The organism is Spirillospora sp. NPDC029432 (genome assembly GCF_040703975.1).
Taxonomy (GTDB): Bacteria; Actinomycetota; Actinomycetes; order Streptosporangiales; family Streptosporangiaceae; genus Spirillospora.
On sequence record NZ_JBEZWH010000010.1, the window covers coordinates 1 to 23,151 of the forward strand.

The 23,151-nt window shown below is 73.8% G+C and carries 22 protein-coding genes; 7 read left to right on the top strand and 15 right to left on the bottom strand.

Translation table 11 applies throughout. The features are described from left to right. The 7 genes from AB0881_RS10230 to mtrA form a co-directional block, all read right to left on the bottom strand. The coding region (locus tag AB0881_RS10230; protein ID WP_366616196.1) for a zf-HC2 domain-containing protein at positions 1-138 on the bottom strand (138 nt) is incomplete at its 3' end. Positions 139-205: 67 nt separating this feature from the next. Then, positions 206-916, bottom strand: a complete 711-nt coding sequence (locus tag AB0881_RS10235; RefSeq protein WP_366616198.1) for a response regulator transcription factor — start codon at positions 914-916, stop codon at positions 206-208. A gap of 169 nt (positions 917-1,085) precedes the next feature. Further along, positions 1,086-1,763 (bottom strand): ribosome-associated translation inhibitor RaiA, encoded by a 678-nt coding sequence (gene raiA / locus AB0881_RS10240; protein ID WP_366615910.1) that lies wholly within the window; start codon positions 1,761-1,763, stop codon positions 1,086-1,088. Between the two features lie 862 nt (positions 1,764-2,625). Next, positions 2,626-3,459 carry a phosphoribosyltransferase family protein gene (locus tag AB0881_RS10245; protein ID WP_366615912.1) on the bottom strand — a complete coding sequence of 278 codons (834 nt, stop codon included), beginning with the start codon at positions 3,457-3,459 and terminating at the stop codon, positions 2,626-2,628. 61 nt (positions 3,460-3,520) lie between these two features. Further along, positions 3,521-5,278 (bottom strand): LpqB family beta-propeller domain-containing protein, encoded by a 1,758-nt coding sequence (locus tag AB0881_RS10250; protein WP_366615914.1) that lies wholly within the window; start codon positions 5,276-5,278, stop codon positions 3,521-3,523. Continuing rightward, positions 5,275-6,900 carry an MtrAB system histidine kinase MtrB gene (gene mtrB / locus AB0881_RS10255; RefSeq protein WP_366615915.1) on the bottom strand — a complete coding sequence of 542 codons (1,626 nt, stop codon included), beginning with the start codon at positions 6,898-6,900 and terminating at the stop codon, positions 5,275-5,277. The genes AB0881_RS10250 and mtrB overlap by 4 nt, the downstream gene beginning before the upstream one ends. Positions 6,901-6,920: 20 nt before the next feature. Then, positions 6,921-7,598: an MtrAB system response regulator MtrA gene (gene mtrA / locus AB0881_RS10260; RefSeq protein ID WP_030165828.1), complete on the bottom strand. Its 678-nt coding sequence runs from the start codon at positions 7,596-7,598 to the stop codon at positions 6,921-6,923. A gap of 243 nt (positions 7,599-7,841) precedes the next feature. Between mtrA and AB0881_RS10265 the strand changes: the two genes are divergently transcribed. The 5 genes from AB0881_RS10265 to AB0881_RS10285 are packed head-to-tail and all read left to right on the top strand — an operon-like array spanning position 7,842 to position 13,200. Continuing rightward, positions 7,842-8,951: a hypothetical protein gene (locus tag AB0881_RS10265; RefSeq protein WP_366615917.1), complete on the top strand. Its 1,110-nt coding sequence runs from the start codon at positions 7,842-7,844 to the stop codon at positions 8,949-8,951. Beyond that, positions 8,948-9,652 (top strand): DUF4129 domain-containing protein, encoded by a 705-nt coding sequence (locus AB0881_RS10270; protein WP_366615919.1) that lies wholly within the window; start codon positions 8,948-8,950, stop codon positions 9,650-9,652. The genes AB0881_RS10265 and AB0881_RS10270 overlap by 4 nt, the downstream gene beginning before the upstream one ends. After that, entirely contained in the window at positions 9,646-10,878 is a 1,233-nt protein-coding gene (locus tag AB0881_RS10275; protein WP_366615921.1) for a DUF4350 domain-containing protein, read from the top strand. The genes AB0881_RS10270 and AB0881_RS10275 overlap by 7 nt, the downstream gene beginning before the upstream one ends. Positions 10,879-10,904: 26 nt before the next feature. Next, the gene (locus AB0881_RS10280) at positions 10,905-11,891 is read left to right on the top strand and encodes a MoxR family ATPase (RefSeq protein ID WP_366616199.1); all 987 of its coding nucleotides are present in this window, start codon (positions 10,905-10,907) and stop codon (positions 11,889-11,891) included. Between the two features lie 16 nt (positions 11,892-11,907). Next, positions 11,908-13,200 carry a DUF58 domain-containing protein gene (locus tag AB0881_RS10285; protein WP_366615922.1) on the top strand — a complete coding sequence of 431 codons (1,293 nt, stop codon included), beginning with the start codon at positions 11,908-11,910 and terminating at the stop codon, positions 13,198-13,200. A gap of 31 nt (positions 13,201-13,231) precedes the next feature. On the opposite strand, the gene AB0881_RS10290 is transcribed toward AB0881_RS10285, so the two are convergent. Then, positions 13,232-14,227: a stage II sporulation protein M gene (locus AB0881_RS10290; protein WP_366615923.1), complete on the bottom strand. Its 996-nt coding sequence runs from the start codon at positions 14,225-14,227 to the stop codon at positions 13,232-13,234. 70 nt (positions 14,228-14,297) lie between these two features. On the opposite strand from AB0881_RS10290, the gene AB0881_RS10295 reads away from it, so the two are divergent. Beyond that, on the top strand, positions 14,298-15,557 hold the full coding sequence (locus tag AB0881_RS10295; protein WP_366615925.1) for an RDD family protein: 1,260 nt from the start codon (positions 14,298-14,300) through the stop codon (positions 15,555-15,557). Here the strand turns inward: AB0881_RS10295 and AB0881_RS10300 are convergent. The 3 genes from AB0881_RS10300 to ahcY (AB0881_RS10310) form a co-directional block, all read right to left on the bottom strand. Continuing rightward, positions 15,554-16,114, bottom strand: a complete 561-nt coding sequence (locus AB0881_RS10300; protein ID WP_366615927.1) for a hypothetical protein — start codon at positions 16,112-16,114, stop codon at positions 15,554-15,556. The genes AB0881_RS10295 and AB0881_RS10300 overlap by 4 nt on opposite strands. 2 nt (positions 16,115-16,116) lie before the next feature. Beyond that, the gene (ahcY, locus tag AB0881_RS10305; protein ID WP_366615928.1) at positions 16,117-17,373 is read right to left on the bottom strand and encodes an adenosylhomocysteinase; all 1,257 of its coding nucleotides are present in this window, start codon (positions 17,371-17,373) and stop codon (positions 16,117-16,119) included. An 89-nt stretch (positions 17,374-17,462) separates the two neighbouring features. Next, positions 17,463-18,893, bottom strand: a complete 1,431-nt coding sequence (gene ahcY / locus AB0881_RS10310; RefSeq protein WP_366615929.1) for an adenosylhomocysteinase — start codon at positions 18,891-18,893, stop codon at positions 17,463-17,465. 150 nt (positions 18,894-19,043) lie between these two features. Here ahcY (AB0881_RS10310) and AB0881_RS10315 point away from each other — a divergent pair, with 150 nt between their 5' ends. After that, positions 19,044-19,445, top strand: coding sequence for a MerR family DNA-binding transcriptional regulator (locus AB0881_RS10315; RefSeq protein WP_366615930.1), 402 nt, complete (start codon positions 19,044-19,046; stop codon positions 19,443-19,445). Here the strand turns inward: AB0881_RS10315 and AB0881_RS10320 are convergent. The 4 genes from AB0881_RS10320 to AB0881_RS10335 form a co-directional block, all read right to left on the bottom strand. Next, positions 19,411-19,941, bottom strand: coding sequence for a hypothetical protein (locus AB0881_RS10320; RefSeq protein ID WP_366615931.1), 531 nt, complete (start codon positions 19,939-19,941; stop codon positions 19,411-19,413). The genes AB0881_RS10315 and AB0881_RS10320 overlap by 35 nt on opposite strands. Continuing rightward, complete coding sequence (locus AB0881_RS10325) at positions 19,938-20,546, bottom strand: TetR/AcrR family transcriptional regulator (RefSeq protein ID WP_366615932.1); 609 nt, start codon at positions 20,544-20,546, stop codon at positions 19,938-19,940. The genes AB0881_RS10320 and AB0881_RS10325 overlap by 4 nt, the downstream gene beginning before the upstream one ends. A 70-nt stretch (positions 20,547-20,616) precedes the next feature. Next, positions 20,617-21,291 carry a response regulator transcription factor gene (locus AB0881_RS10330; protein ID WP_366615933.1) on the bottom strand — a complete coding sequence of 225 codons (675 nt, stop codon included), beginning with the start codon at positions 21,289-21,291 and terminating at the stop codon, positions 20,617-20,619. Between the two features lie 30 nt (positions 21,292-21,321). Next, complete coding sequence (locus tag AB0881_RS10335; protein WP_366615934.1) at positions 21,322-22,962, bottom strand: histidine kinase; 1,641 nt, start codon at positions 22,960-22,962, stop codon at positions 21,322-21,324. Between the last annotated feature and the right edge of the window lie 189 nt (positions 22,963-23,151).

Here is a 23,151-nt window from a genome sequence, read left to right on the forward strand (position 1 = left end):
GGCCAGGGCGCGGCTCTCGGCCATGCAGGACGGGCATTCCGCGAGGTGGCCGGCCACCCGCGCGGCCTCGTCGGGCGGGCAGGCGCCGGCCGCCCAGGCTCCCAGCAGGGACGGCACGTCCCCGTGCGCCGCAGTCATCGCGTTCCCTTCCCGGCCGGTCCTCCCCTTGGCCTTCGTCCGGGCGCGGCCGTCCGGATGAAGATCGTCAGGTGATCTCGAGAAGCTTCTCCCGCACGGCGTAGACCACGGCCTCCATCCGGGAGTGCAGCTGGAGCTTCTCCAGGATGTTGCGGACGTGGTTCTTCACCGTGTTCTCCGAGATGAACAGCTCGCGGGCGATCTCCCGGTTGCCCAGTCCCCGGGCGACCAGCCGCAGCACCTCCATCTCGCGCTCGGTGAGCCGGGGCGCGGGGACCTGCTGGGTGCGCTCCTCGCTCTTCTTGGCGAGCGCGGCGAACTCGGTGATGAGCTTGGACGCCATCGACGGGCTGATCAGCGACTGGCCGCCGTGCACGGCGCGCACCGCCTGCGGGACCTCGTCGATGGAGATCTCCTTGAGCAGGTAGCCGCTGGCGCCCGCCTTGATCGCCTCGAAGAGGTCCTCCTCCTCGTCGCTGATCGTCAGCATCACGATCTTGGCGCTGGGCGCCGCGTCCTTGATCGCCGTGCACGCCTCGATGCCGCTGCGGCGCGGCATCCGGATGTCCATGAGGACGACATCGGGCAGCAGGTCGCCGGCCATCTCGACGGCCTCGTGGCCGTCCCCGCCCTCACCTATGACCTCGATGTCGTCCTCACCCTGCAGGACCATCTCCAGGCCGCGGCGGAACAGTGCGTGGTCGTCGACGATGAGCACGCGGATGGGATCGCCGGGGCCCGCACCGGCCGGGGTGTCGCCGGCGGCCTGGCGGGGCACCGGCGCGGCGCCGCGAGCCTGGGGATTCTCGCTCACCTGAGGCGCGGCGTGGAGGAGACGCCGCTTCCCCCCTTCACTATTCGTGATCTCGGGTCTTGCGAAGCCGTGCTGGGTAACGCCTTTCTAGATCATGGCACGGCCGGGCCGGTGACGTGACGCAGGTGCGGCATCACTCTTCGACAAGTCGGATGACGCCGTAGTCCCAGCCTCTCCTCCTGTATACGACGGAAGGGTGGCCCGTGGCCTTGTCCCGGAAGAGGAAGAAGTCGTGACCGACCAGTTCCATCTCGAACAGGGCCTGCTCGATGCCCATCGGCTCGGCCTTGTGGAACTTCTCGCGGACGACGATGGGGCAGTCGCCCTCCATGGGAATCGGGACGAGGTGCTCGTCCATGGCCGAGTCGACGGCCTCGTACACGTCCTCGTCCTCCCGCACCGCCGTCGGCGCCGCCTTGGCGGGCGGCGGGGACACCGGCAGGAGGTCGGGCGCCGCCTCGGGCAGCGGCTCCATGGTGGCCAGCTTCGCCTGGCCGCGGCTGCCGTGGTGGACCTTCCGGCGGTCGCTGCCGCGGCGCAGCCGGGATTCGAGCTTGTCGAGCGCCAGGTCGAGGGCGCCGTACCGGTCGTCGGCGGCCGCCTCTGCGCGGATCACCGGGCCGCGCGAGCGGATGGTCAGCTCGACCCGTTCCCGCTGGTCGGCCTGCCGCGGGTTGCGTTCCTGCGACACCTCCACGTCGACCCGCCTGACCTTGCTGTCGAGTCGTTCGATCTTTGCCAGCTTGGTGTCGACGTGCCGCCGGAACCTGTCGTTGACGTCGGTGTGACGGCCCCTCACGATGATGTCCACGCGGGACCCCCCTTCTCCCGATTGCGATCCTCGCCCGCTCCCGCTTCCGTGCTTCGGAGAGCGGACGCCACGACCCGCTGGGGTCGCACCCGCCCGGCCGACCTGGTCTTCGTCCCCACATCCGCCTGCTGAGGGGCTCGCGGCGCTCTCGCCACTACTGCCCTTCTCCCGGTTCGGGGGATGTCGGATCCCCCGACGGGGCAGGACTTACCTCTAAGGCGCACCGTGATCGGTCGACGAGAAGTCGCCTTACGTGGGCCGTTTCGCCTGCGCCTGGCATCGGCTAGCCGGACCGGCTGACGCGCTCCTGACGAGCACAGCGATCCGACGCAACCACGGACCCGGGCGGGTGCCATGTCAGGAACGCTAACCGCTTCCGGCACGAATGTCAGGGGGGTAACAAGAGGAAATACTCACTGACCGTCATCGGGAAGCACCCTCCGCCGCCCTCCGCGGGCCTCCTCCACCGCCCCCGAGCCGCCGGAATCCCCGTCCCGCAAGCCTTTCCGGGCCCCGCCCCGCCATCCGCGCGCACCGCGTACCGGCTGGTAGCGAGTTTGGGAAACCTGTACCGCGACTCTCACCACACGTGACCGTCCAAATCACCATGTAAGCCATGAACATCACCAGGCCGGGCGCCTGCCATCACATTCAGTAACTAACCTCCGCCCACTCAGAGCAACGTGAAGAAACTCACCGTTTCCGCCCCGGCTCCCCTCGCGGACGCCTCCGCGACCAGCGAGTGCCGCACGGCCGACGAGCGCCGCGCGACCGGCGGGCACCGCGCGACCGGCGGGCACCGCACGACCGGCGGGCACCGCACGACCGGCGAGCGCCGCACGGCCGCCGCGCGGAACGCGCGTCAGCGGGCGGGGCGGCGGCGCGGGGTCGCCGCCACCGTCGCGGCGGCCACCACGGCGGCGCCCGCCTCGCGGAGGGCCCGGGCCGCCTCGGCGAGCGTCGCGCCCGTGGTGATCACGTCGTCCACCAGGACGACCGTGCGGCCCGCCACCGCGGCGGACGGCACCACCTCCAGGGCGCCCGCCAGATTCGCCGCTCGGCGGCCGACCGGGAGCCCGGCCTGGTCCAAGACCCTCCGGCGCTGCCGGAGCGCCTGGAGGACGCTCACGGCCGTCCCGGCCGTCCGCAACCGCGCGGCGGCCGCCTCGGCCATCCGCCGCGTCGGATCGTGCCCCCGCCGCCGCACGGCCCCCCGCCCCGAAGGCACCGGCACGAGCAGCACTCCCGCGCCCGGCGGCCCGCGCAGCCCGGCGCCCGGCGCGACGTGACCATCGGTGCCCGGCGGGACGCGGCCGCCGGTGGCGCGCGTGCTGTGGAGGCCGGTTGCGGGGACGGTGTGAACCCTGTGAACCGTGCGGACGTCGGGGCCGGTGGCGGGGGTGGGGGTGTGCGAGAGGGCGGTTCGGGCTGCGCGGGCCAGGGCCTCGCCCAAGGGGGCGGCCAGGGAGGTGCGGCCGTGCTCCTTGTGGGCGGCGATGATCGAGCGGACGGGGCCCTCGTACGCGCAGGCCGTCCAGGGGCGCGGGAGTCCCTTGGGAACGGGTGACGGCCAGGCGGGACGGGGTACGGCGGTCAGGCAGGAAGCGCAGGTATCGCAGAGGAGGGCCCGGGGGCGGGCGCAGCCTGCGCAGGTCTGCGGGAGGAGGAGGTCGAGGAAGTCGGTCGCGAGTCCCATGCACTCCACGGTCGCGGGGCGCGGCGCCGGAGGGCAGGGGGTCGCGGGATTGTGGAAAACCTCAGCCGGGGTACGTCGGGTCCGAGGCGGGGATGTTGCAGACCCACTCGCTGAAGCGGTCGCGCGGGGTCCGCTGGCGGCAGACCTGCGTCTTGTGGGCCGACTTCGTGCCGATCAGCACGGGCTCGCCGGGGGCGGCGGCGATCGACTGGGGCGCGCCCAGCGAGCCGACGCCGAGGGAGCTGATGGCGCCGCCGCTGACGGGGACCAGGTACGCGAGGGTCTGCGAGTCGAAGTTCTTGCGGCCCAGGACGGCGAGGGTGCCGTAGTCGCGCCAGACCAGGTCGACGGCGCCGCCCAGCTCGGAGCTGACCGGCAGGAACGAGCCCACGTCGGTCCCGGTGCGCCGGACGATCCGGCCGATCTGGACCTGGTCGCGGCCGTCCATGTTGACGATCGCGGCGGCGCGGACGCCGTCGCGGGAGACGCGGAACGCCTTGACCTGGCGGCCGCCGAGGCCCCAGTGCGCGACGCGGACGGGCGCGCGGCCGCGGCGCTCGCGGACCCACAGCCAGGACTTGTCGCCGGTGGACTCGACCGTCCAGAGGCGGCCGTCGCGGTCCCAGGTGGGCGCGGTGAAGCGGGAGCCCTTGCGGGAGGACGACAGGACGGCGCGGATGTTGACCGCCCCCGCGATCAGGTCGCCCACCAGGAGCTGGTCGCCCTCGGCGCTGAGCCCGGCGACCTCCACGTAGTCGGGGGCGACGGCGGGCCGGGAGAGGCGGCCTGGGTTGCCGGTCGCGACGGGCTGCGGCTGGTCCTGGAGGAGCTGGCTGAGGTGGCCGGCGGCGCCGATGACGTACGCGTTCTTGTTGTTGGCCTCGCCGTCGGGGGCGTTGGCCTGCCAGGCCCGCATCGGCTGGGTGGACGACACACCGTCGGGCGCCGCCGTCTCCCCCTCGATCTGCAGCCGCCAGTGCTTGATCTCCGACAGCTGGCGCAGCGTCCAGCCGATCTGGGCGGACATCCGCTCCAGGTTGCCGCCGCGGGCCTCCTTGCTGAGGTCGACGGTGGCGACGTCCTTGGCGACCGTGACGCCGCGCAGGCGGGTGCCCTCGGGGAACGTGCTCTCCACCGCCGGGTCGAGCCAGGCCGTGGGGCCGTCCAGCAGGGCCCGGACGAGGTGGGCGGGCAGGTCCTGCCGGTTCACGAGGGGCAAGAAGATCCCGTTCGGTACGAGGGTGTGCCGGTCGGGCGCGAAGAAGAACAGGTTGACCGTCCGGAACGCGCGGTCCACGTCGCCCTTGGTCAGCAGCAGGCCGCTCTGCGCCTCGGGGGGCAGGCCGGTGACGCGCCAGACGCCGTGCGCGGTCTTGCCGACCTGGAAGAGGACCTCGACGTTCTTGGGGGCGGCGATGTACTGGCCGCCCTGGTCGATGGTGCCGAGCTGCTGGCCCCGCACGCGGACGGTGGCGGCGGAGCCGTTCTGCTTGACGAGCTCGGGCTCCTCGCGCTCCTGGAAGACGGTCACGGCGGGCCGCGCGCCGGGGCGCCAGAGGGACGGCGAGGAGAGGTACGCGCGGGCGACGGCGTGGTCGTCGTCGAAGCCGGCGGAGGCGGTGAGGTAGCCGGCGACGATCTGCTGCGGTCCCCATTCGGGGCGCGGCCGTACCGGAACGAGCCGGACGTACGGGTCGTCGACCTGGTCGGCGCCCTCCGCGGCCTTGCCGGTGATCACCCGGCCGCCGCTGGGCACGCCCGCGCAGCCGCTCAGCAGCAGCGCCGCTATCGCGGCGAGGCCGACGACGCTCCGCCTCAATCCCCCACCTCCAGTTCCGCGTACAGGGGCCGCGGGCCGCCGGCGCCGGGGGGCACCAGGGGCAGCGGGGAGCCTCGCAGCTCGGCCCCGGCGACCCGCGGCAGCGACAGCCGGAACTGCGAGCCCGCGCCGGGCTCGCCCCACGCCTGGAGCCAGCCGCCGTGCAGCTGGGCGTCCTCGCGGGAGATCGACAGGCCGAGCCCGGTGCCGCCGGTGGTGCGGGCGCGGGCGGGGTCGGCCCGCCAGAAGCGGTCGAAGACCATCTGGCCCTCGCCCGCCTTGAGGCCGACGCCGTGGTCGCGGACGGCCACGGCGACGGCGTCGCGGTCGGCGGCGACGGACACGACGATGTCCTCGCCCTCGCCGTGCTCGACCGCGTTGACCAGCAGGTTCCGCATGATCCGCTCGACGCGGCGGCGGTCGACCTCGGCCATGCACGGCTCGCCGGGAAGCTGGAAGACGACCTTGCTGCCCTTGCGCTCGGCGAGGCCCTGGATGTCGCCGACGGCGCGCAGCACCAGGTCGCGCATGTCGAGCGACTCGGCGTCCAGGGTGGCGGCGCCGGCGTCGTGCCGGCTGATCTCCAGCAGGTCGGCCAGCAGCGACTCGAACCGTTCGAGCTGGCTCTGCAGCAGCTCGGCGGAGCGGCCGACGGCCGGGTCGGAGAAGCTCTCGCGGGACTCGTACAGCATGTCGGCCGCGATCCGGATGGTGGTCAGCGGCGTGCGCAGCTCGTGCGAGACGTCCGAGACGAACTGCCGCTGCACCTGCGACAGGTCCTCCAGCTCGCCGATCTTCTCCTGGAGGTTGGCGGCCATGTCGTTGAACGAGCGCGCCAGCCGGGCCAGGTCGTCCTCGCCGCGCACCCGCATGCGCTCTTCGAGCCGCCCGGCGGCGAGCCGCTGGGCGCCCTGCGCGGCGAGCCGTACCGGGATCACGACCTGCCGGGTGACCAGCGACGCGATCGCGGCGAGCAGCACCAGCAGCACGGCGCCGACGCCGAAGAGCGAGCGGCCGACGAACGTGAGCGTCGCCTGCTCCTCGGTCAGCGGGAACAGGTAGTACAGCTCGAACTGGCCGGTCTTGCCGCCGACGATCAGGCCGGGCTCGTCGGGCTGCCCGATGTAGGACAGCGTGCCGTACGTGGACGCGCGCGTCCCCGAGGGCCCCTTGGCCAGCTCCTCGCGGAGCCGCTGCGGGACGCTGTCCTCGCGCAGCTCGTTGGTGGCGAACCCGTCGAAGTACGGCTGCCGCACGTCCCGGATGTAGACCTCGTACAGGCCGGACGGCCCGCTGCGCGCCTTCAGCGAGTTGACGACGGTCTCCAGCCGGCCGCCGGCGTCCTCGGACGGGTTGCCGAGGTCGCGCTGGACGGCGCTGAGCCCCTCGTCGAGCTGGAGGCGGGCGGCCTTGACCTTGCCGTCCATCAGCGCGGTGGTGATCTGCTGCATCAGGAACAGGCCGAGGATCGCCACCACGATCGCGGAGATGAACAGCGTCGAGGTGACGACCCGTACCTGGATGGAGCGGCGCCACCGCGTGTAGGCACGGCCGATCGCGCCGCGGAGCACTCGGCGCGTCCTGCCGAGCCCGCGGCGGGCGAGGCGCCTGACCCTGTTCATCGCGGGGTACGGGCGCCCGGTCAGGCGGGTCCGGCCTTGTAGCCGACGCCGCGGACCGTCACGACGATCTCGGGCCGTTCCGGATCCTTCTCGATCTTGGCGCGGAGCCGCTGCACGTGCACGTTCACCAGCCGGGTGTCGGCGGCGTGCCGGTAGCCCCAGACCTGCTCCAGCAGCACCTCGCGGGTGAACACCTGGCGCGGCTTGCGGGCCAGCGCGACCAGGAGGTCGAACTCCAGCGGGGTGAGCGGGATGTGCCGGTCGCCGCGCTTGACCGAGTGGCCGGCCACGTCGATGGTGATGTCGCCGATCTGCAGCGTCTCGGGCGCCGGCTCGTCGGTGCGGCGCAGCCGGGCGCGCACCCGGGCCACCAGCTCCTTCGGCTTGAACGGCTTGACGATGTAGTCGTCGGCGCCCGACTCCAGGCCGAGCACCACGTCCACGGTGTCGCTCTTGGCGGTGAGCATCACGATCGGGATGCCGGACTCGGCGCGGATCTGGCGGCACACGTCGATGCCGTCGGCGCCGGGGAGCATCAGGTCGAGCAGCACGAGGTCGGGCCGGGTCTCCCGGAACGCCTCGAGCGCCTTGTCGCCGTCATGGACGAACGACGGCTCGAAACCCTCGCCCCTCAGCACGATGCCGAGCATCTCGGCGAGAGCGAGATCGTCGTCGACGACCAGTACGCGTCCTCTCATGGCCCTCATCGTCACAAAAGTCGGGGATGGTGGGGGGAAATCATGGGGTCTGACGGGGTCTGTCGGGGTGTGGTGGGAACGGCGCGCGGGGGATACCCACCTCAGCGTGCCAGGTTACCCGCGTTTGCCTGGTCCGTGACCCGTACGGTCACGGAAAGATCGCCGGGCGTGCGGCGGGACGGGCGAACGCGACGGTCCGCCCGTGACAGGATGACCCGACGAGTAATCGCACGGGGAGCGGACATGGCGACACCGGACGGCACGGACACGGCCCTCGCGGGCGAGATCCCGTTCCGGCCGCTGTCGATCGCGGAGATCCTGGACGGCGCGATCGCCTGCGTCCGGCTCTACCCGCGCGCCGTCCTCGGCACCTCCCTGCTGGTGACCACGGTCGTGCAGGTCGCCGGGTCGGTGGCCGCGTACTACTTCGTCGGCCGGACGGCGCGCGACGAGGTCACGCCGAGCTGGGTGGTCCGCTCGGTCGGCACCCAGTTCACGCTCGGCGCGTTCGGCCTGGTGCTGTCGGCGTTCGCGATCGTGCTGCTGGCCGGGATGCTCGCGCCGGTGATCGGCCGCGGGCTGTACGGGCAGCCGGTGCCGCTGCGGCGCGCCTGGCGCGACACCCGGCCCCGGCTGTGGCGGCTGATCGGCACCGCGCTGGTGGTCACCCTCGTCCCGCTGCTCGGGCTGGCGGTCCCGATCCTGCCGTTCGCCGCGTTCGTCGCGGTCGACGCGCCGGCCGGCGCGGGCGTGCTGTCGGCCGTGATCGGCTTCCCGGTCGGCGCCGTCCTGATGGTGTGGCTGTACGTGCTGCTCGTGCTGGCCGCGCCCGCCGTGGTCCTGGAGCGGCAGAGCGTCGGCGGCGCGCTCAAGCGCGCGTACGCGCTCTCCCGCGGCCGCTGGTGGCGCACGTTCGGGACCTGCCTGCTGGCCATTCTGGTCACGGTGTTCATGGGGTTCTTCGCGCTGCGGATCCCGTTCCTGCTGGTGGAGCTGATCTTCTTCGGCGGCGGCGGGAGCGCGGACGGCCAGGGGAACGAGGCCATGTACGCGCTGGCCGTCGACACCGTGGGCCGGATCGTGAGCTGGACGGTGGTGCTGCCGTTCGACGCGGGCGTGATCGCGCTGCTCTACCTGGACCGCCGGATGCGCCGCGAGGGCCTCGACCTGGAGCTGCGCACCCGCGCCGTCGAGCGCGCCGCGGCACGCAAGGCTCCGGTGGCGGGCGACGGCTCCGCGCCCGAGGGCGAGGACCGCCGCGACCCCGACGACGAGTTCTTCGAGTCCTGGGAGCCGCCCCCGCCGCGGCCCCAGGCCGGACCACTGCCGTACGAGACCGGGGCGATGCCGTGAAGCTGCCCGAACCGATCGGCCGCGAGGAGGCCCAGGAGCTGGCCCGCCGCGAGCTGGAGAAGCCGATCTACCAGCGCGACCAGCCGTCCTGGCTGGAACGCGTCCTGGACCGCGTCGGCGAATGGCTCCGCGAGCTGCTCAACCGCAGCGTCGACCCGACCGCGCACGGGAACGACGGCGGCTGGATCTCGCTGGTCGTCATCCTGCTCCTGGTCGCCGCCGCCATCGGCGTGGTCGCCTGGCTGATGTGGGGCCGCGGCAACGTCCGGTCCCGGCGCGAGGCGCTCCTGGAAGAGAAGCCGACGACGGCGCGCGACCACCGGGCCTCCGCCGAGGAGTACGCCGCGGCCGGCGACTGGCCCAAGGCCATCCGCGAGCGGCTCCGCGCCATAGCCCGCGACCTGGAGGAACGGGCCGTGCTCGAACCCCAGCCGGGCCGCACCGCCGACGAGCTGGCCGCCGAGGCCGGCGCGGCGCTGCCCGAGCTGGCCGGCGGGCTGCGCGACGGCGTACGGATCTTCGACGACGTCTGGTACGGCGACCGGCCCGGCAGCGCGGAGTCGTACGCGCAGATGAAAGCCCTCGACGAGCGCGTACGGGCCGCGCGACCGCGCCCCCTGAGCGACGACGCCGGGGACGCCGGGGACGGCGAGGCCGCCCTCGCCGGGACGGCCGCCGACGAAGGGGGCCCGCGATGGTGATGAGCGACCGGCCCTCCACCGCCCCCGCCGCACCGCCCGGACCGGGAGCGGGCGGCGACGTCCCCACCGCGGGCCAGGTGGCCGCGCGCCGCTGGCGGTCCTCGCGGGGCGTGCTGTTCGCCGTGCTGGCCCTGATCGTGATCGCGCTCGGGATCGCCGCGCTGCGCCCGTCCGGCTCCGGCCAGGACCTCGACCCCGAGTCGGCCCGCCCCGGCGGCACCCGCGCGCTCGCCGAGATCCTCAAGCAGCGCGGCAACCCCGTCCAGGTGTCCCGCCGCGCCGACGACGCGGCCGGGCGGGCCGGCCCCGGCACGGTGCTGGTGATCACCCGGCCGGAGCGGCTCACCGACCGCGACATCGCCCTGCTCCGCGGCGCCCGCGGCGACCTGCTGCTGGTGGAGCCGTCCCGGGACGTGCTCGCCGGGCTGGCCCCCGGGGTCGAGCGCGCGAGCAGCAGCTACGAGCCGGTGTCCGAGCCCGGCTGCGCCGTGCGCGGCGCCGAGATCGCCGGGCGGGTGGAGTTCGGGCAGTCCGACACGTACCAGCTCACCGGCGGCGCGAGCGGCGGCATCGGCTGCTACCGGTCCGAGGACGACCTGCACCGGCTCGTCCAGGTCCCGGCCGCCGGCCGTACGATCACCGTCCTCGGCTCCGCCGCGCCGCTCACCAACGAGAGGCTCCGCGACGAGGGCAACGCCGCGCTCGGCATGAACCTGGCCGGCGCCCGCGCCGCGACCGTCTGGCTGATCCCCGACATGCCCGCGCCGGGCAGCGGCAGCGAGGAGGAGTCGCTCGGCGACCTGCTGCCGTTCGGGGTCAAACTCCTCATCCTCCAGCTGATCATCGCCGTCGTGCTCGTCGCGCTGTGGCGGGCCCGCCGGCTCGGGCCGGTGGTGGCCGAGGCGCTCCCGGTCATCGTCCGGTCCGCCGAGACCGTGGAGGGCCGGGCCCGCCTCTACCGGGCGCACCGGGCCCGCGGCAGCGCCGCCGAGGCGCTGCGCACCGGGACGCGCGAGCGCCTCGTCCCGCTGCTCGGGCTGCCCCGCAGCGCCGCCCAGGACCCCGCCGCGGCGCGCGAGATCGTCGCCGCCGTCGCCCAGCGCAGCACGTACGACGAGGCGATGGCCGGCGCGGCCCTGTACGGTCCTGAACCGGGGGACGACGGGCAACTCGTCGGGCTCACCGACCTCCTCGACGACCTGGAAAGGCAGGTACGCGCCTCGTGAACCACCCAGTCGAGCTCGACAAGGGGATGCCGTCCGACGACGACCGCCCCGGCGGCGCACTCGAAGGGTCCGACGCGGCCCGGGCCGCGCTGACCGCGCTGCGCGGCGAGGTCGCCAAGACCGTCGTCGGCCAGGACTCGGTGGTGACCGGCCTGGTCATCTCGCTGCTGTGCCGCGGCCACGTGCTGCTCGAAGGCGTGCCCGGCACCGCCAAGACCCTCATGATCCGGACGCTGGCGGCGGCGCTCGACCTGGACTTCAAGCGGGTGCAGTTCACGCCCGACCTGATGCCCGGCGACGTCACCGGCTCGCTGATCTACGACAACCGGACCGCGGAGTTCGAGTTCCGCGAGGGCCCGGTCTTCACCAACCTGCTGCTGGCGGACGAGATCAACCGGACGCCGCCCAAGACCCAGGCCTCGCTGCTGGAGGCGATGGAGGAGCGGCAGGTCTCGGTGGAGGGCATGCCGCGCGCGCTGCCCGACCCGTTCGTGGTCTGCGCGACGCAGAACCCGATCGAGTACGAGGGCACGTACCCGCTGCCCGAGGCCCAGCTCGACCGGTTCCTGCTCAAGCTGACCGTGCCCGTCCCCACCAGGGACGAGGAGATCGCGATGCTCCAGCGGCACGCGACCGGCTTCGACCCGCGCGACCTGTCGGCTGTCCAGCCGGTCGCCGGCGCGAGCGACCTCGCCGCCGGGCGCGCCGCGGTACGGACCGTCCACCTCGACCCCAAGGTCGCCGCGTACGTCGTCGACCTGTGCCGCGCCACCCGGCAGTCCCCGTCGCTCGCGCTCGGCGTGTCCCCGCGTGGCGCCACGGCGCTGCTGGCGACGTCGCGCGCCTGGGCGTGGATGTCGGGCCGCGACTACGTGACGCCCGACGACGTCAAGGCGCTGGCCCGGCCGACGCTGCGGCACCGCGTCCAGCTGCGCCCCGAGGCGGAGCTGGAAGGGGCCACCACCGACGGCGTGCTGGAGGGCATCCTCTCCCACGTCCCGGCGCCCCGCTGACCGGAGGGAACACTCCATGGCGCTGACCGGACGCCTGGGCCTGCTGGCGCTGCTCGCGGCTCCGCTGCCGATCTTCTTCCCGAGCTGGTGGACCCTGCTCGGCATCCTGGGCGTCCTGCTGCTGGGCGTGGTGGCCGACCTGGCGCTGGCGGGCAACGTCCGGGCGCTGCGCTTCCACCGCGCCGGCGACACCAACGTGCGGCTCGGCGAGCGGGCGACGGTCGCGCTGATCGTCGAGAACCTCGGCCGGCGGCGCCTCAAGGCCGTCGTCCGGGACGCCTGGCAGCCGAGCGCGGGCGCGGCCGCCCGCACCCACACGGTGGACGTCCCGGCCGGGGAGCGCCGCCGTGTGGACACCGCGCTCGTCCCCACCCGGCGCGGCGACCGCGAGGCGGTGACCGTGACCGTCCGGTCGGTGGGGCCGCTCGGGCTTGCCGCCCGGCAGCTGTCGCGGCCCGCGCCGTGGACGCTCCGCGTCCTGCCGGCCTTCCCCGCCCGCCGCCACCTGCCCGGCAAGCTCGCGAAGCTCCGCCAGCTGACCGGCCAGCACGTGGCGCTGATCCGCGGCCAGGGCACCGAGTTCGACTCGCTGCGCGAGTACGTCGACGGCGACGACGTCCGCTCGATCGACTGGCGGGCCACCGCCCGCCGCGCCGACGTGGTCGTCCGCACCTGGCGTCCCGAGCGCGACCGCCGCCTCTACCTCGTCCTCGACACCGGCCGCACCTCGGCGGGCCGCGTCGGCGACATCCCGCGGCTCGACTGCTCGATGGACGCCGCCCTGCTGCTGGGCGCGCTCGCGTCCCGGGCCGGCGACCGGGTCGACCTGCTCGCGTACGACCGCCGCGTCCGCACCCGCGTCGAGGGCGCGTCCCGTACCGACCTGCTGCCCGCGATGGTGCAGGCGATGGCGCCGCTCGAACCCGAGCTGATCGAGAGCGACGCCGCGGGCATGGTCTCCACGCTGATGTCCCGCGTCCGCCAGCGCTGCCTGGTCGTGCTGCTCACCGAGCTCAACACGGCCGCGCTGGAGGAGGGCCTCATCCCGCTCCTCCCCCAGCTCACCGCCCGGCACCTCGTCATGATCGCCGCGGTCGGCGACCCGCGCGTCGGCGAGATGGCCACCAGCCGGGGCGACCTGGCCTCGGTCTACGACGCGGCCGCCGCCGAGCGGGCCCGCGCCGAGCGCCGCCGCCTCACCGCCGAGCTCCGCAGCCACGGCGTCGAGGTCGTGGACGCCCCGCCGGACGAGATCGCGCCCGCCCTCGCCGATGCCTACCTCGCGCTCAAAGCGGCGGGCCGGCTGTAGTTCCCGGTAGTTCCCTGTAGTTCCCGGCCTCCTAGCCCGCGGTGGGGGCCAGGTCGGGGCGGAGTTCGGCGTCGCCGGTCTCGCCCTTGCGGACGGCGCGGCGGCCCAGGACGATCACGTACGCGAGGAACGCGACCTCGGCGACGACGCCGATGCCGATGCGGAGCCAGGTGGTGTGCACCCAGCCGGTCACGAAGCCCTCGATGAGGCCGGACACCAGCAGCACGGCGATGAGGCCGAGCGCGACGCCGACGGCGGCGCGGCCCTCCTCGGCGAGCGCCTGGCCGCGCCGGCGGCGGCCCGGGTCGATGACCGTCCAGCCCAGCTTGAGGCCGGCGGCGCAGGCCAGGTAGACGGCGGTGAGCTCCAGCAGGCCGTGCGGGAGGATCAGGCCGAAGAAGATGTCGCCCTTGCCGTGCGCGAACATCAGGCCCGCCGTGAGGCCCAGGTTGACCTGGTTGAGGAGCAGCACGTAGATCGTCGGGATGCCGAGCAGGATGCCGAAGATCAGCGCGGTCGCCGACACCCAGGCGTTGTTGATCCACACCTGGAACGCGAAGGACGCCGCCGAATGCTCCACGTAGTAGTTGGCGAAGTCGTGCTCGACCAGCCGCCTGATCTCGTGCGGCGTCGCGACCGCCGCCTGCACCTCCGGGTTCTGCGCCACCCACACGGCGAGGACCAGCGCGACCAGGTTGCCGAGCACCGCGCAGCCGAGCCACCACCAGCGCATCCGGTACGCGGTCGCCGGGAACGATACGGTGGCGAACCGGCCCACGTCCCGCCACAGCGGGGCCTGCGCGCCGGCGACGGCCGCGCGCCCCCGCGCCACCAGCGCGGACAGCCGGCCGACCAGCATCGGGTCGGGCGAGCTCGACCGTACGACCGACAGGTGGGTGGCCGTGCGCTGGTAGAGCTCGACCAGCTCGTCGATCTCCGGGCCGGTCAGCTTGCGGCTTGAGTTGATCAGCCGCTCCAGCCGCTGCCACTCGGCGTTGTGCGCGGCCACGAAGGCGTCGACGTCCACCCGGCGAGACTAACGCCTCGGCCGCTCGTACGGGCAAAATGGACCCGGCACCCCCAACGGAGGAGGCACCTTGACGCAACTCGTCACCGGCGAGGCCGTCGCGCTCGACATCCGGGTCGCGCGCCTGGCCAGCCGGGGCTGCGCCCTCCTGCTGGACCTGTTCTTCCAGATGATGATCCTCAACCTGCTGCTGTACGTGGCGGGCATGACCGCGGTCGTCGCCGACGAGGCGTGGGGCGTCGGGCTGAGCATCCTGGCGGTCGCGGGCGTGATCGTCGGATACCCGTGCGCGTTCGAGACGCTGACGCGCGGCCGCACGCTCGGCAAGCTCGCCGTGGGGATCCGGGTGGTGGCCGACGACGGCGGCCCGATCCGCTTCCGGCAGGCGCTGGTGCGGGCGCTCGCGGGCTTCCTGGAGTTCTTCGTCCTGTACGGCGCGCCCGCCCTGCTCACCTCGCTGTTCAACAAGCGCGGCAAGCGGCTCGGCGACGTGTTCGCGGGCACGGTCGTCATCCAGGAGCGGCTGCCGCACGCGGCGCTGCACGGCCCCGTCGCGGTGATGCCGCCGCAGCTGGCCGGCTGGGCCCGCAACCTCGAGGTCTCGATGGTCTCGGACGAGCTGGCGATGACCGCCCGGCAGTACCTGTCGCGCTTCTGGGAGCTGCGTCCGGAGGTGCGCGACCAGCTGGGCACCCGGATCGCCGGCCAGATCCGCGCCGTGGCGAGCCCGCCGCCGCCCGAGGGCGTCCGCCCGGAGATCTTCATCTCGGCCGTGCTGGCCGAACGCCGCCGCCGCGAGGAGTGGCGCCTCTACCGCCGCCAGGCGGCCCGCATGCGCAAGCTGGGCCACGCCTGGCCGGTCGCGCCCGCGCCCGCCCCCGTGATGGCCATGGCGGGCGCCCCGCCGGCGGCCGGGCCGATGCGCCAGGGCCCGCCCGCGCCGCCCCCGTTCAGCGCCCCGCAGCCAGGCCAGCCGCGCTTCCTGCCGCCGACCGAGTACGGCGCGGGCCCGTACCAGCAGGTCCTCACACCCCAGCACCCGCCGCAGCACCCTCAGGCCACCGGCGGCTGGCCCCAGCAGCAACCGCCCCAAGGGCAGACAGGCACCTGGCCGCAGCAGCCCCACGGGCAGACAGGCGCCTGGCCGCAGCAGCCCCACGGGCAGACAGGCGCCTGGCCACAGCAGCCCCACGGGCAGACAGGCGCCTGGCCACAGCAGCCCCACGGGCAGACAGGCGCCTGGCCACAGCAGCCCCAAGGACAGACGGGCGGCTGGCCTCAGCAGCAACCGCCCCAGGGGCAGACGGGCGGCTGGCCGCAGCAGCGCTAGAGGTTGGGCGGGGATTCGAGGTCGGTGAGCTCGATTCCCGGGGCGTCCAGGACGACGTCGCCCGCCACGTGCACGGGCGCGACCTCGCCGGTGGCCAGGTCGGTCAGCTCGTAGCTCGCCACGGGGAGCGGATCGGTCTCGGTCTCGTACGGGGTGACGCCGATCAGGCGCCAGCGGCGGTCGACGGTGAGGGTCGCCAGCGACGGGCCCGTGACCTGGACGAGGCGTACCGACGCGCCCTCCCCCGGCCGCAGGTCCAGCGTCCGTGACAGGGCGACCAGGAACGCCGGGGACTCCCCCAGGAAGCCCACCGCGCGGGCCTGGTGCTCGGTGTCGCCGCGCACCCAGACGAGGTCGCGGCCGGTGACGCCGCCGCGGATCCGCCACTCGGGCCCGGCCAGCTCGACGCGGATCTGCCGCCAGCGGGTGTCGGCGACGAGGTCGGTGCGGACGCCGTCGGAGCGTTCGCCGACGTAGCGCCACCCGCCCGCGCCGGGAGCGCACTGGAAGCGCTCCTCCAGGCCGCCGTCCAGATGCAGGTACGTGCCGCGCGGCATGGTCAGGAGCCCAGCCGCCAGGAGTGCAGGTAGTCCTCCTGCTCGGCGGTCAGGGTGTCGATCCCGATCGACATGGACGCGAGCTTGAGCCGCGCGACCTCGGTGTCGATCTCCTTGGGGACCTCGTGGACGGCGGGTTCGAGCGTCGCGTACGCGGTGGCGAGCCAGGCCAGGGTGAGCGCCTGGTCGGCGAAGGACATGTCCATGACGGCGGCGGGGTGCCCCTCGGCGGCGGCGAGGTTCACGAGCCGCCCCTCGGCGAGCAGGACCAGCCGCCGGCCGTCGGCCAGCACGTACTCGTCGGCCTGCGGCCGGACCCCCTCGTGGACGTCCACGGCGAGGTCGCTCAGGGCGCGCACGTCGATCTCGACGTCGAAGTGGCCGGAGTTGGCGAGGATCGCGCCGTCCTTCATCACCGCGAGATGCTCGGCCGTGATCACGTCGCGGTTGCCGGTCACGGTGATGAACACGTCCCCGAGCGGCGCGGCCGCGGCCATCGGCTGGACGGCGAAGCCCTGCAGCGCGGCGTCCAGCGCCTTCACCGGGTCGATCTCGGTGACGACCACGCGGGCGCCGAGCCCGCGGGCCCGTTCGGCGAGGCCGCGGCCGCAGTAGCCGAAGCCCGCGATCACGATCGTCTTGCCGGCCAGCAGCGTGTTGGTGGCCCGGACGATGCCGTCCAGCGTGGACTGGCCCGTCCCGTACCGGTTGTCGAACATGTGCTTGGTGTCGGTGTCGTTCACCGCCACCATCGGGAACTTCAGCGCCCCCTCGCGGGCCATCTGGTGCAGCCGGATGACGCCCGTGGTCGTCTCCTCGCAGCCGCCCTTGACGGTCCCGAGCAGGTCGGTCCGGTCGATGTGCAGCGTGTTGACCAGGTCGCACCCGTCGTCCAGGACGAGGTCGGGCCCGGTCTCCAGCGCCTGGTGGATGTGCCGGTAGTAGCCCTCCCGGTCGGTCCCGGAACGGGCGAACACCTCGGCCCCGTACTCCTGGACGAGCGCCGCGGCGGTGTCGTCCTGCGTCGACAGCGGGTTGGACGCCGCCAGCGCCACGCTCGCGCCGCCCGCCTGGAGCGTCCGGATGAGGTTGGCGGTCTCGGTGGTGACGTGCATGCAGGCCGCGACGCGGAGGCCGTCCAGCGGGCGCTCGGCGGCGAACCGCTCCCGGATCTGCCGCAGCACGGGCATCGTCCGGTCGGCCCACTCGATCCGCTTGACCCCCTCGTACGCGAGGGAGACGTCCGCGATGTCGCTCACCAGTTCCCACCTTCAATCAGACGAGAGCCGCCGTACAGCCGGGACGGGCCGTACGGCGGCATGCTCGCTCGATCTTTACCGGATCCCGGTCAGTACCGGTAGTGGTCGGGCTTGTAGGGGCCCTCCACGTGGACGCCGATGTAGGCGGCCTGCTCCTTGGTGAGCTCGGTGAGCTTGACGCCGAGGGCGTCGAGGTGGAGGCGGGCGACCTTCTCGTCCAGGTGCTTCGGCAGCACGTAGACGCCGATCGGGTACTCCTCGGTCTTGGTGAAGAGCTCGATCTGGGCGATCACCTGGTTGGTGAACGAGTTGGACATCACGAACGAGGGGTGGCCGGTGGCGCAGCCCAGGTTCATCAGCCGGCCCTCGGCCAGCACGAGGATCGAGTGGCCGTCGGCGAAGCGCCACTCGTGCACCTGCGGCTTGATCTCGATCCGCTCGATGCCGTCGAGCTTGGCCAGGCCGGCCATGTCGATCTCGTTGTCGAAGTGCCCGATGTTGGACACGATCGCCTGGTGCTTCATCCGGGCCATGTGGTCGGCGCGGATGATGTTGAAGTTGCCGGTGGTGGTGACGAAGATGTCGGCGATCTCGACGACGTCCTCCAGGGTGGTGACCTGGAAGCCGTCCATCGCGGCCTGCAGCGCGCAGATCGGGTCGATCTCGGTGACGATGACGCGGGCGCCCTGGCCGCGCAGCGCGTCCGCGCAGCCCTTGCCGACGTCGCCGTAGCCGCAGACGACGGCGACCTTGCCGCCGATCAGCACGTCGGTGGCGCGGTTGAGGCCGTCGATGACCGAGTGGCGGCAGCCGTACTTGTTGTCGAACTTCGACTTGGTGACCGAGTCGTTGACGTTGATCGCCGGGAAGGCGAGGGTGCCCTCCTTGGCCATCTCGTACAGGCGGTGGACGCCGGTGGTGGTCTCCTCGGTGACGCCCTTGATGCCGGCGGCGGTCTCGGTCCAGCGGCCGGGACGCTCGGCGATGGTGCGGCGCAGCGTGTCGAGGATGATGCCCCACTCCTCGGGGTCATCGGCCGTGGCGGACGGGACGGCGCCCGCCTTCTCGTACTCGGCGCCCTTGTGCACCAGCAGGGTGGCGTCGCCGCCGTCGTCGAGGATCATGTTCGGGCCCGACCCGTCCGGCCACGCGAGGGCCTGGTCGGTGCACCACCAGTACTCCTCCAGCGTCTCGCCCTTCCAGGCGAACACCGGGACGCCCTTCGGGTCCTCGGGGGTGCCGTCCTTGCCGACGACGATCGCCGCGGCGGCGTGGTCCTGGGTGGAGAAGATGTTGCAGGACACCCAGCGGACGTCGGCGCCGAGCTCGACCAGCGTCTCGATCAGCACGGCGGTCTGGATCGTCATGTGCAGCGAGCCCATGATCTTGGCCCCGCGCAGCGGCTTGGCCTCGGCGTACTCGGCGCGTACGGCCATGAGGCCGGGCATCTCGTGCTCGGCGAGCCGGATCTCCCGGCGCCCGAAGTCGGCCAGCGACAGGTCGGCGACCTTGTAGTCCATGCTTGCGTAACTCCTCGTCGTCCACTGTGATCGGCGACCGCCGCCGGGGCGGGTTCCGGTGCCGGGGTCGCCCGCGAGTCTAGGCCCGCCCCCGGGTGCGGAGCACGGCCGGACCTGACTTTCTGACATGGATTTGTCAGAATCGGCCCCATGCGCATCACGGAGGCCGCCCGCCGGCTCGGTACCTCGCCCCGCATGCTCCGCTACCGCGAGAGCCTCGGGCTGCTGCCCGCGACCCGGGAGCCGTACCCTGGTTCGCGCGGCCGCGTCGCGGGCGGCCACCGCCGGTTCGGGGACGCGGAGCTGCGCGCGGTCGCCCTGGCGCTGGCCCTGGAGAAGCGGTACGACATCGGCCCCGCCGAGCTGGCGTTCGGGCTGCGGGTGCTGGCCGAGCCCGAGGTGCAGGCCCGCGTGCGCGAGCTGGGCGAGCGCGTCGGCCGGCTCTCCGCGCCGCCCACCCGGGCCCTGGACTTCGAGAAGGAGAAGGCCCTGCGCCTCCTCCAGCAGCGCTCCCGCCCTAGGCCGGAAGGACGTGCGCGAGGAGGAGCTTGACCAGCATCGCCGGCGCCAGCCAGAGCAGCGCGGCGGGGACGGGGAACGCGGCCAGCGCGACGGCCGTGCCGAGGACGGCGGCGCCGAAGGCCACCGGAGGCCGCAGGGACTCCGGGGCGGCCGTGGCGGCGAGGGCGCCCGCGACGGCCAGCGCGTACAGGAGTGCGGCGGCGGCCCAGCCGTAGCCGGGCACCGTGAGCGCGACCAGGAACGGCTGCACGTGGACGGCCACGAACCCCAGCCGCCTGGACGGGGACTCGCCCGGCCCGTGGAAGCGCCGCTTGGCCGCTCCCGTGGCGTTGGCGACCGCTCCCCCGAACATGTCGAACGCGACGACGGCGATGACCGCGACCGGGAGGGCGGCGTACCCGGCGTCGAGGGCGAGGGCGGCGGCGAGGACCGTTCCGGCGGCCGCGGTGCCGTAGGTCACGGCCAGCTCGCCGGCACCGGCCCCCGGTGCCACCAGGAGGCCGTTGATCGTACGGAGGGCGGTCACGCGCCCTCCCGCGGGCGCAGGCCGTCCAGGCAGACGGCGAAGATCGAGCCGGCCAGCTCGCGGAGCGGCACCCGGGGGTCGACGACCCACTGGAGCAGGCAGCCCTCGATGGCGCCGACGATGACGGCCGCCTCGGCGGCGCCGGTCCCGGCGCGCACCGCGCCCTCGGCGGCGGCCTCCTCCAGCAGGACGGTGACCGTCTCGCGGTACCGCTCGTAGACGCGGGACATGTTCAGGGGGTGGCCGGGCTCGCCGCCCCGGCCGACCGTCCACAGGTCCAGGAAGAGGCGGGCCAGGTCGGGGTCGCCCGCGGCCGCGCCGATCACGGCGTGCACGAGCCATTCGAGCCGTTCGGCGGCCGGGCGGTCGAGCGTGCGGGCGATCCGGACGATCTCCGCGTCGGCGGCGGCCAGCTCCTCGAAGACGGCGTCCAGGATCGCCTCGCGGCTGTCGAACGCCAGGTAGACGCTGCCCTTGCCGATCCCGGCCTCGGCGGCGACGTCCTCGACGCGCGAGGCGGCGAAGCCCTTGCGGGCGAACACCCGGATCGCCGCGTTCAGGATCTGCTGCCGCCGGGCGTCCTCGTCGACGCGCTTGGGGGTCATCCGGCCTCCTTTTGACTGACTGGTCAGTCATTCTACGCCACGCGGCGCGAGAAGGGCGCCGGGCGCCTGTCTACGCGGACGGATTCTCGCCGGGGACGACCACGCCGGACTCGTACGCGAGCATGACGGCCTGGGCGCGGTCGCGCAGGCCCAGCTTGGTGAAGACGCGGGCGACATGGGTCTTGACCGTGTGCTCGCTCACCACGAGCCGCTGGGCGATCTCGCCGTTGGACAGCCCGCCCGCGATCAGGACGAGCACCTCGGTCTCCCGCGCGGTGAGCGTGGACAGCTCCGACGGCGCCTTCGGCTGGTTGCGGCGCTGCTTGGTGAACTCGCGGATGAGCCGCCCGGTGACCTGCGGCGCGAGCAGCGAGTCGCCGCGCGCCACGACCCGTACGGCCGACACCAGCTCGTCGGCGGTGGCGTCCTTGAGCAGGAACCCGCTGGCGCCGACGGCGAGCGCGTCGTAGACGTACTCGTCCACGTCGAACGTGGTCAGCACCAGCACCCGCACGGCGTCCGCCCACGGCTTGGCCAGGATGCGGCGGGTCGCCTCGATCCCGTCCATGCCGGGCATCCGGATGTCCATCACGATCACGTCGGGCCGCTCGGCCTCGGCCAGCCGGACCGCCTCCCGGCCGTCGCCGGCCTCGCCGGCGACGGAGATGTCGGGCTGGGCGTCCAGCAGCGCGGCGAACCCGGCCCGCACGATCGTCTGGTCGTCGACGATCAGAACCTTGATCACTCCGCCGCTCCCTGGCGCGCGGAACGGCGGTCAGGGCCGCCCGGGCGGCGGCTGGGAACCGGGGTCACGGGTGGGGCTCTCCTCCCTCGTCAGCGGAAGCTCGGCCTCCACCAGGAACCCGCCCTCGGCGGCCGGGCCGGCGGAGAACCGTCCGCCCAGCATGGTCGCACGTTCCCGCATGCCCACGAGGCCATGTCCGCCGCCCTCTTCACCCTGATGCGGGGTTTCCAGGCGCGTACGGTCGCTCTGGCCGCTTCCGGCAGCGTTCATCGGGTTCGCCGGGTTCGCCGGGTCCAGTACGGCCGTACGCTGCGCGCCGCCGTCCCGGTCCAGCACCATGGTCTGCGCGGCCGAGCCGTCGTCGCGGACCCGTACCGCCAGCCGGTCCGGCAGGTAGGTCAGCTCCACCCGCACCCCGGCGCCGGGAGCGTGCCGCCGCGCGTTGGTGAGCGCCTCCTGGACGATCCGGTACGCCGACAGCTCGACCGTCGTCGACAGCGACCGCAGCTCGCCCTGCACCGCCAGATCGACCTGCCCGGCCGCGGCCCGGTGCTGGTCGATCAGGTCCGGCAGCCGGTCGAGGCGCGGCTGCGGCGCCGACTCGGGCTCCGGCTTGGCGTCGGCGCGCAGCACGCTCAGCAGCCGGCGCATCTCCACCAGGGCGTCCCGGGCCGTCCGGGCGATCTCGGAGTAGCCCGCGCGGGCCTCCGGCGAGAGGTTCTGCATCGTGTACGGCGCGGTCTCCGCCTGCACGGCGATCATCGAGACCGAGTGCGCGACCACGTCGTGCAGCTCGCGGGCGATCCGGGCGCGCTCGCGCATCACGGCCTGCTCGCGCTGGACGGCGGTCAGCCGGGTGAGGGTCTCGCTGGTGCGCTCGTGCGCCTCCGCCTGCGTCCGGTCCGCGGTCTCCACGGCCCGGCGCGCGTCGCCCAGCCCGATCGCCGCCAGCACGGCCACGGCGGCGGCCGGCCAGGGGATGTCGTCCAGCGTGCTCGTCGCCAGGTAGACGACCGCGACGGTCACCGCCGCGCCGACCGCCAGCGCGCCCGCCGACTGCCGGGGCAGCTGCCGGCCCAGCGCGTACAGCGTGTACAGCGCGGCGAACGCGGTCGTGACCAGCACCGTCTGGCCGGTCAGCAGGCTGGCGGCGAACGCGCCGAGCACCACGGCCGCGACCGGGCGCAGCGACTCCGCCCGCCACACCAGCGGCAGCGTGCCCGCGACGGCGAACGCGCCCTCGACGGTCAGCGGCGTCGCCACCCGCGGCGCCAGCTCGGCGAGCGCGGCGACGGTCAGCGCGAGCCCGGTGAGCGGGGCGAAGTACCAGGCCCGGGTGAACTCGCTCCAGGCGTTGATCCAGCGCGGCAGCGGCGCGGTCGTACCGGCGCCCGGGACCATCCGGGTACGGCCGTCACTGCCGGGACCGCCGGGGGCGGGGGCGGCGCGGCGGCCGTACAGCTTGGCGCCGATCCGTGCGCCGAGGGGGCGCAGCAGGCGGCCGATGCCGGTGAGGATCCACAGCAGCAGCTGGCCCACGCCCGCCACGATCCGGCCGGACAGCCGCCACGCGTGGTGGACGAGCCCCGCGCCGAACCCGGTGGGCGGGCCACCGCGCTCGCGCGGCGGTCCGGGCGGCGCCGGGGTCTGGGAGTGCTGGTCGCTGGTCACCCCTCAATACTGACCGCTCCGGGCGCCTTCTCACCTCACCGTGCGGTGTTATGCGATCAGCCCGTATCCCCCTCGAGGACGATCCGCGATCCCTCCTCCAGGGGGACGTCCGGGCGGGGACGCGGCACGTAATGTCTTAACCGTGACCGACCGGTGGCCCGCCGACATAGGGGGTTCGGCGAGCCGCCG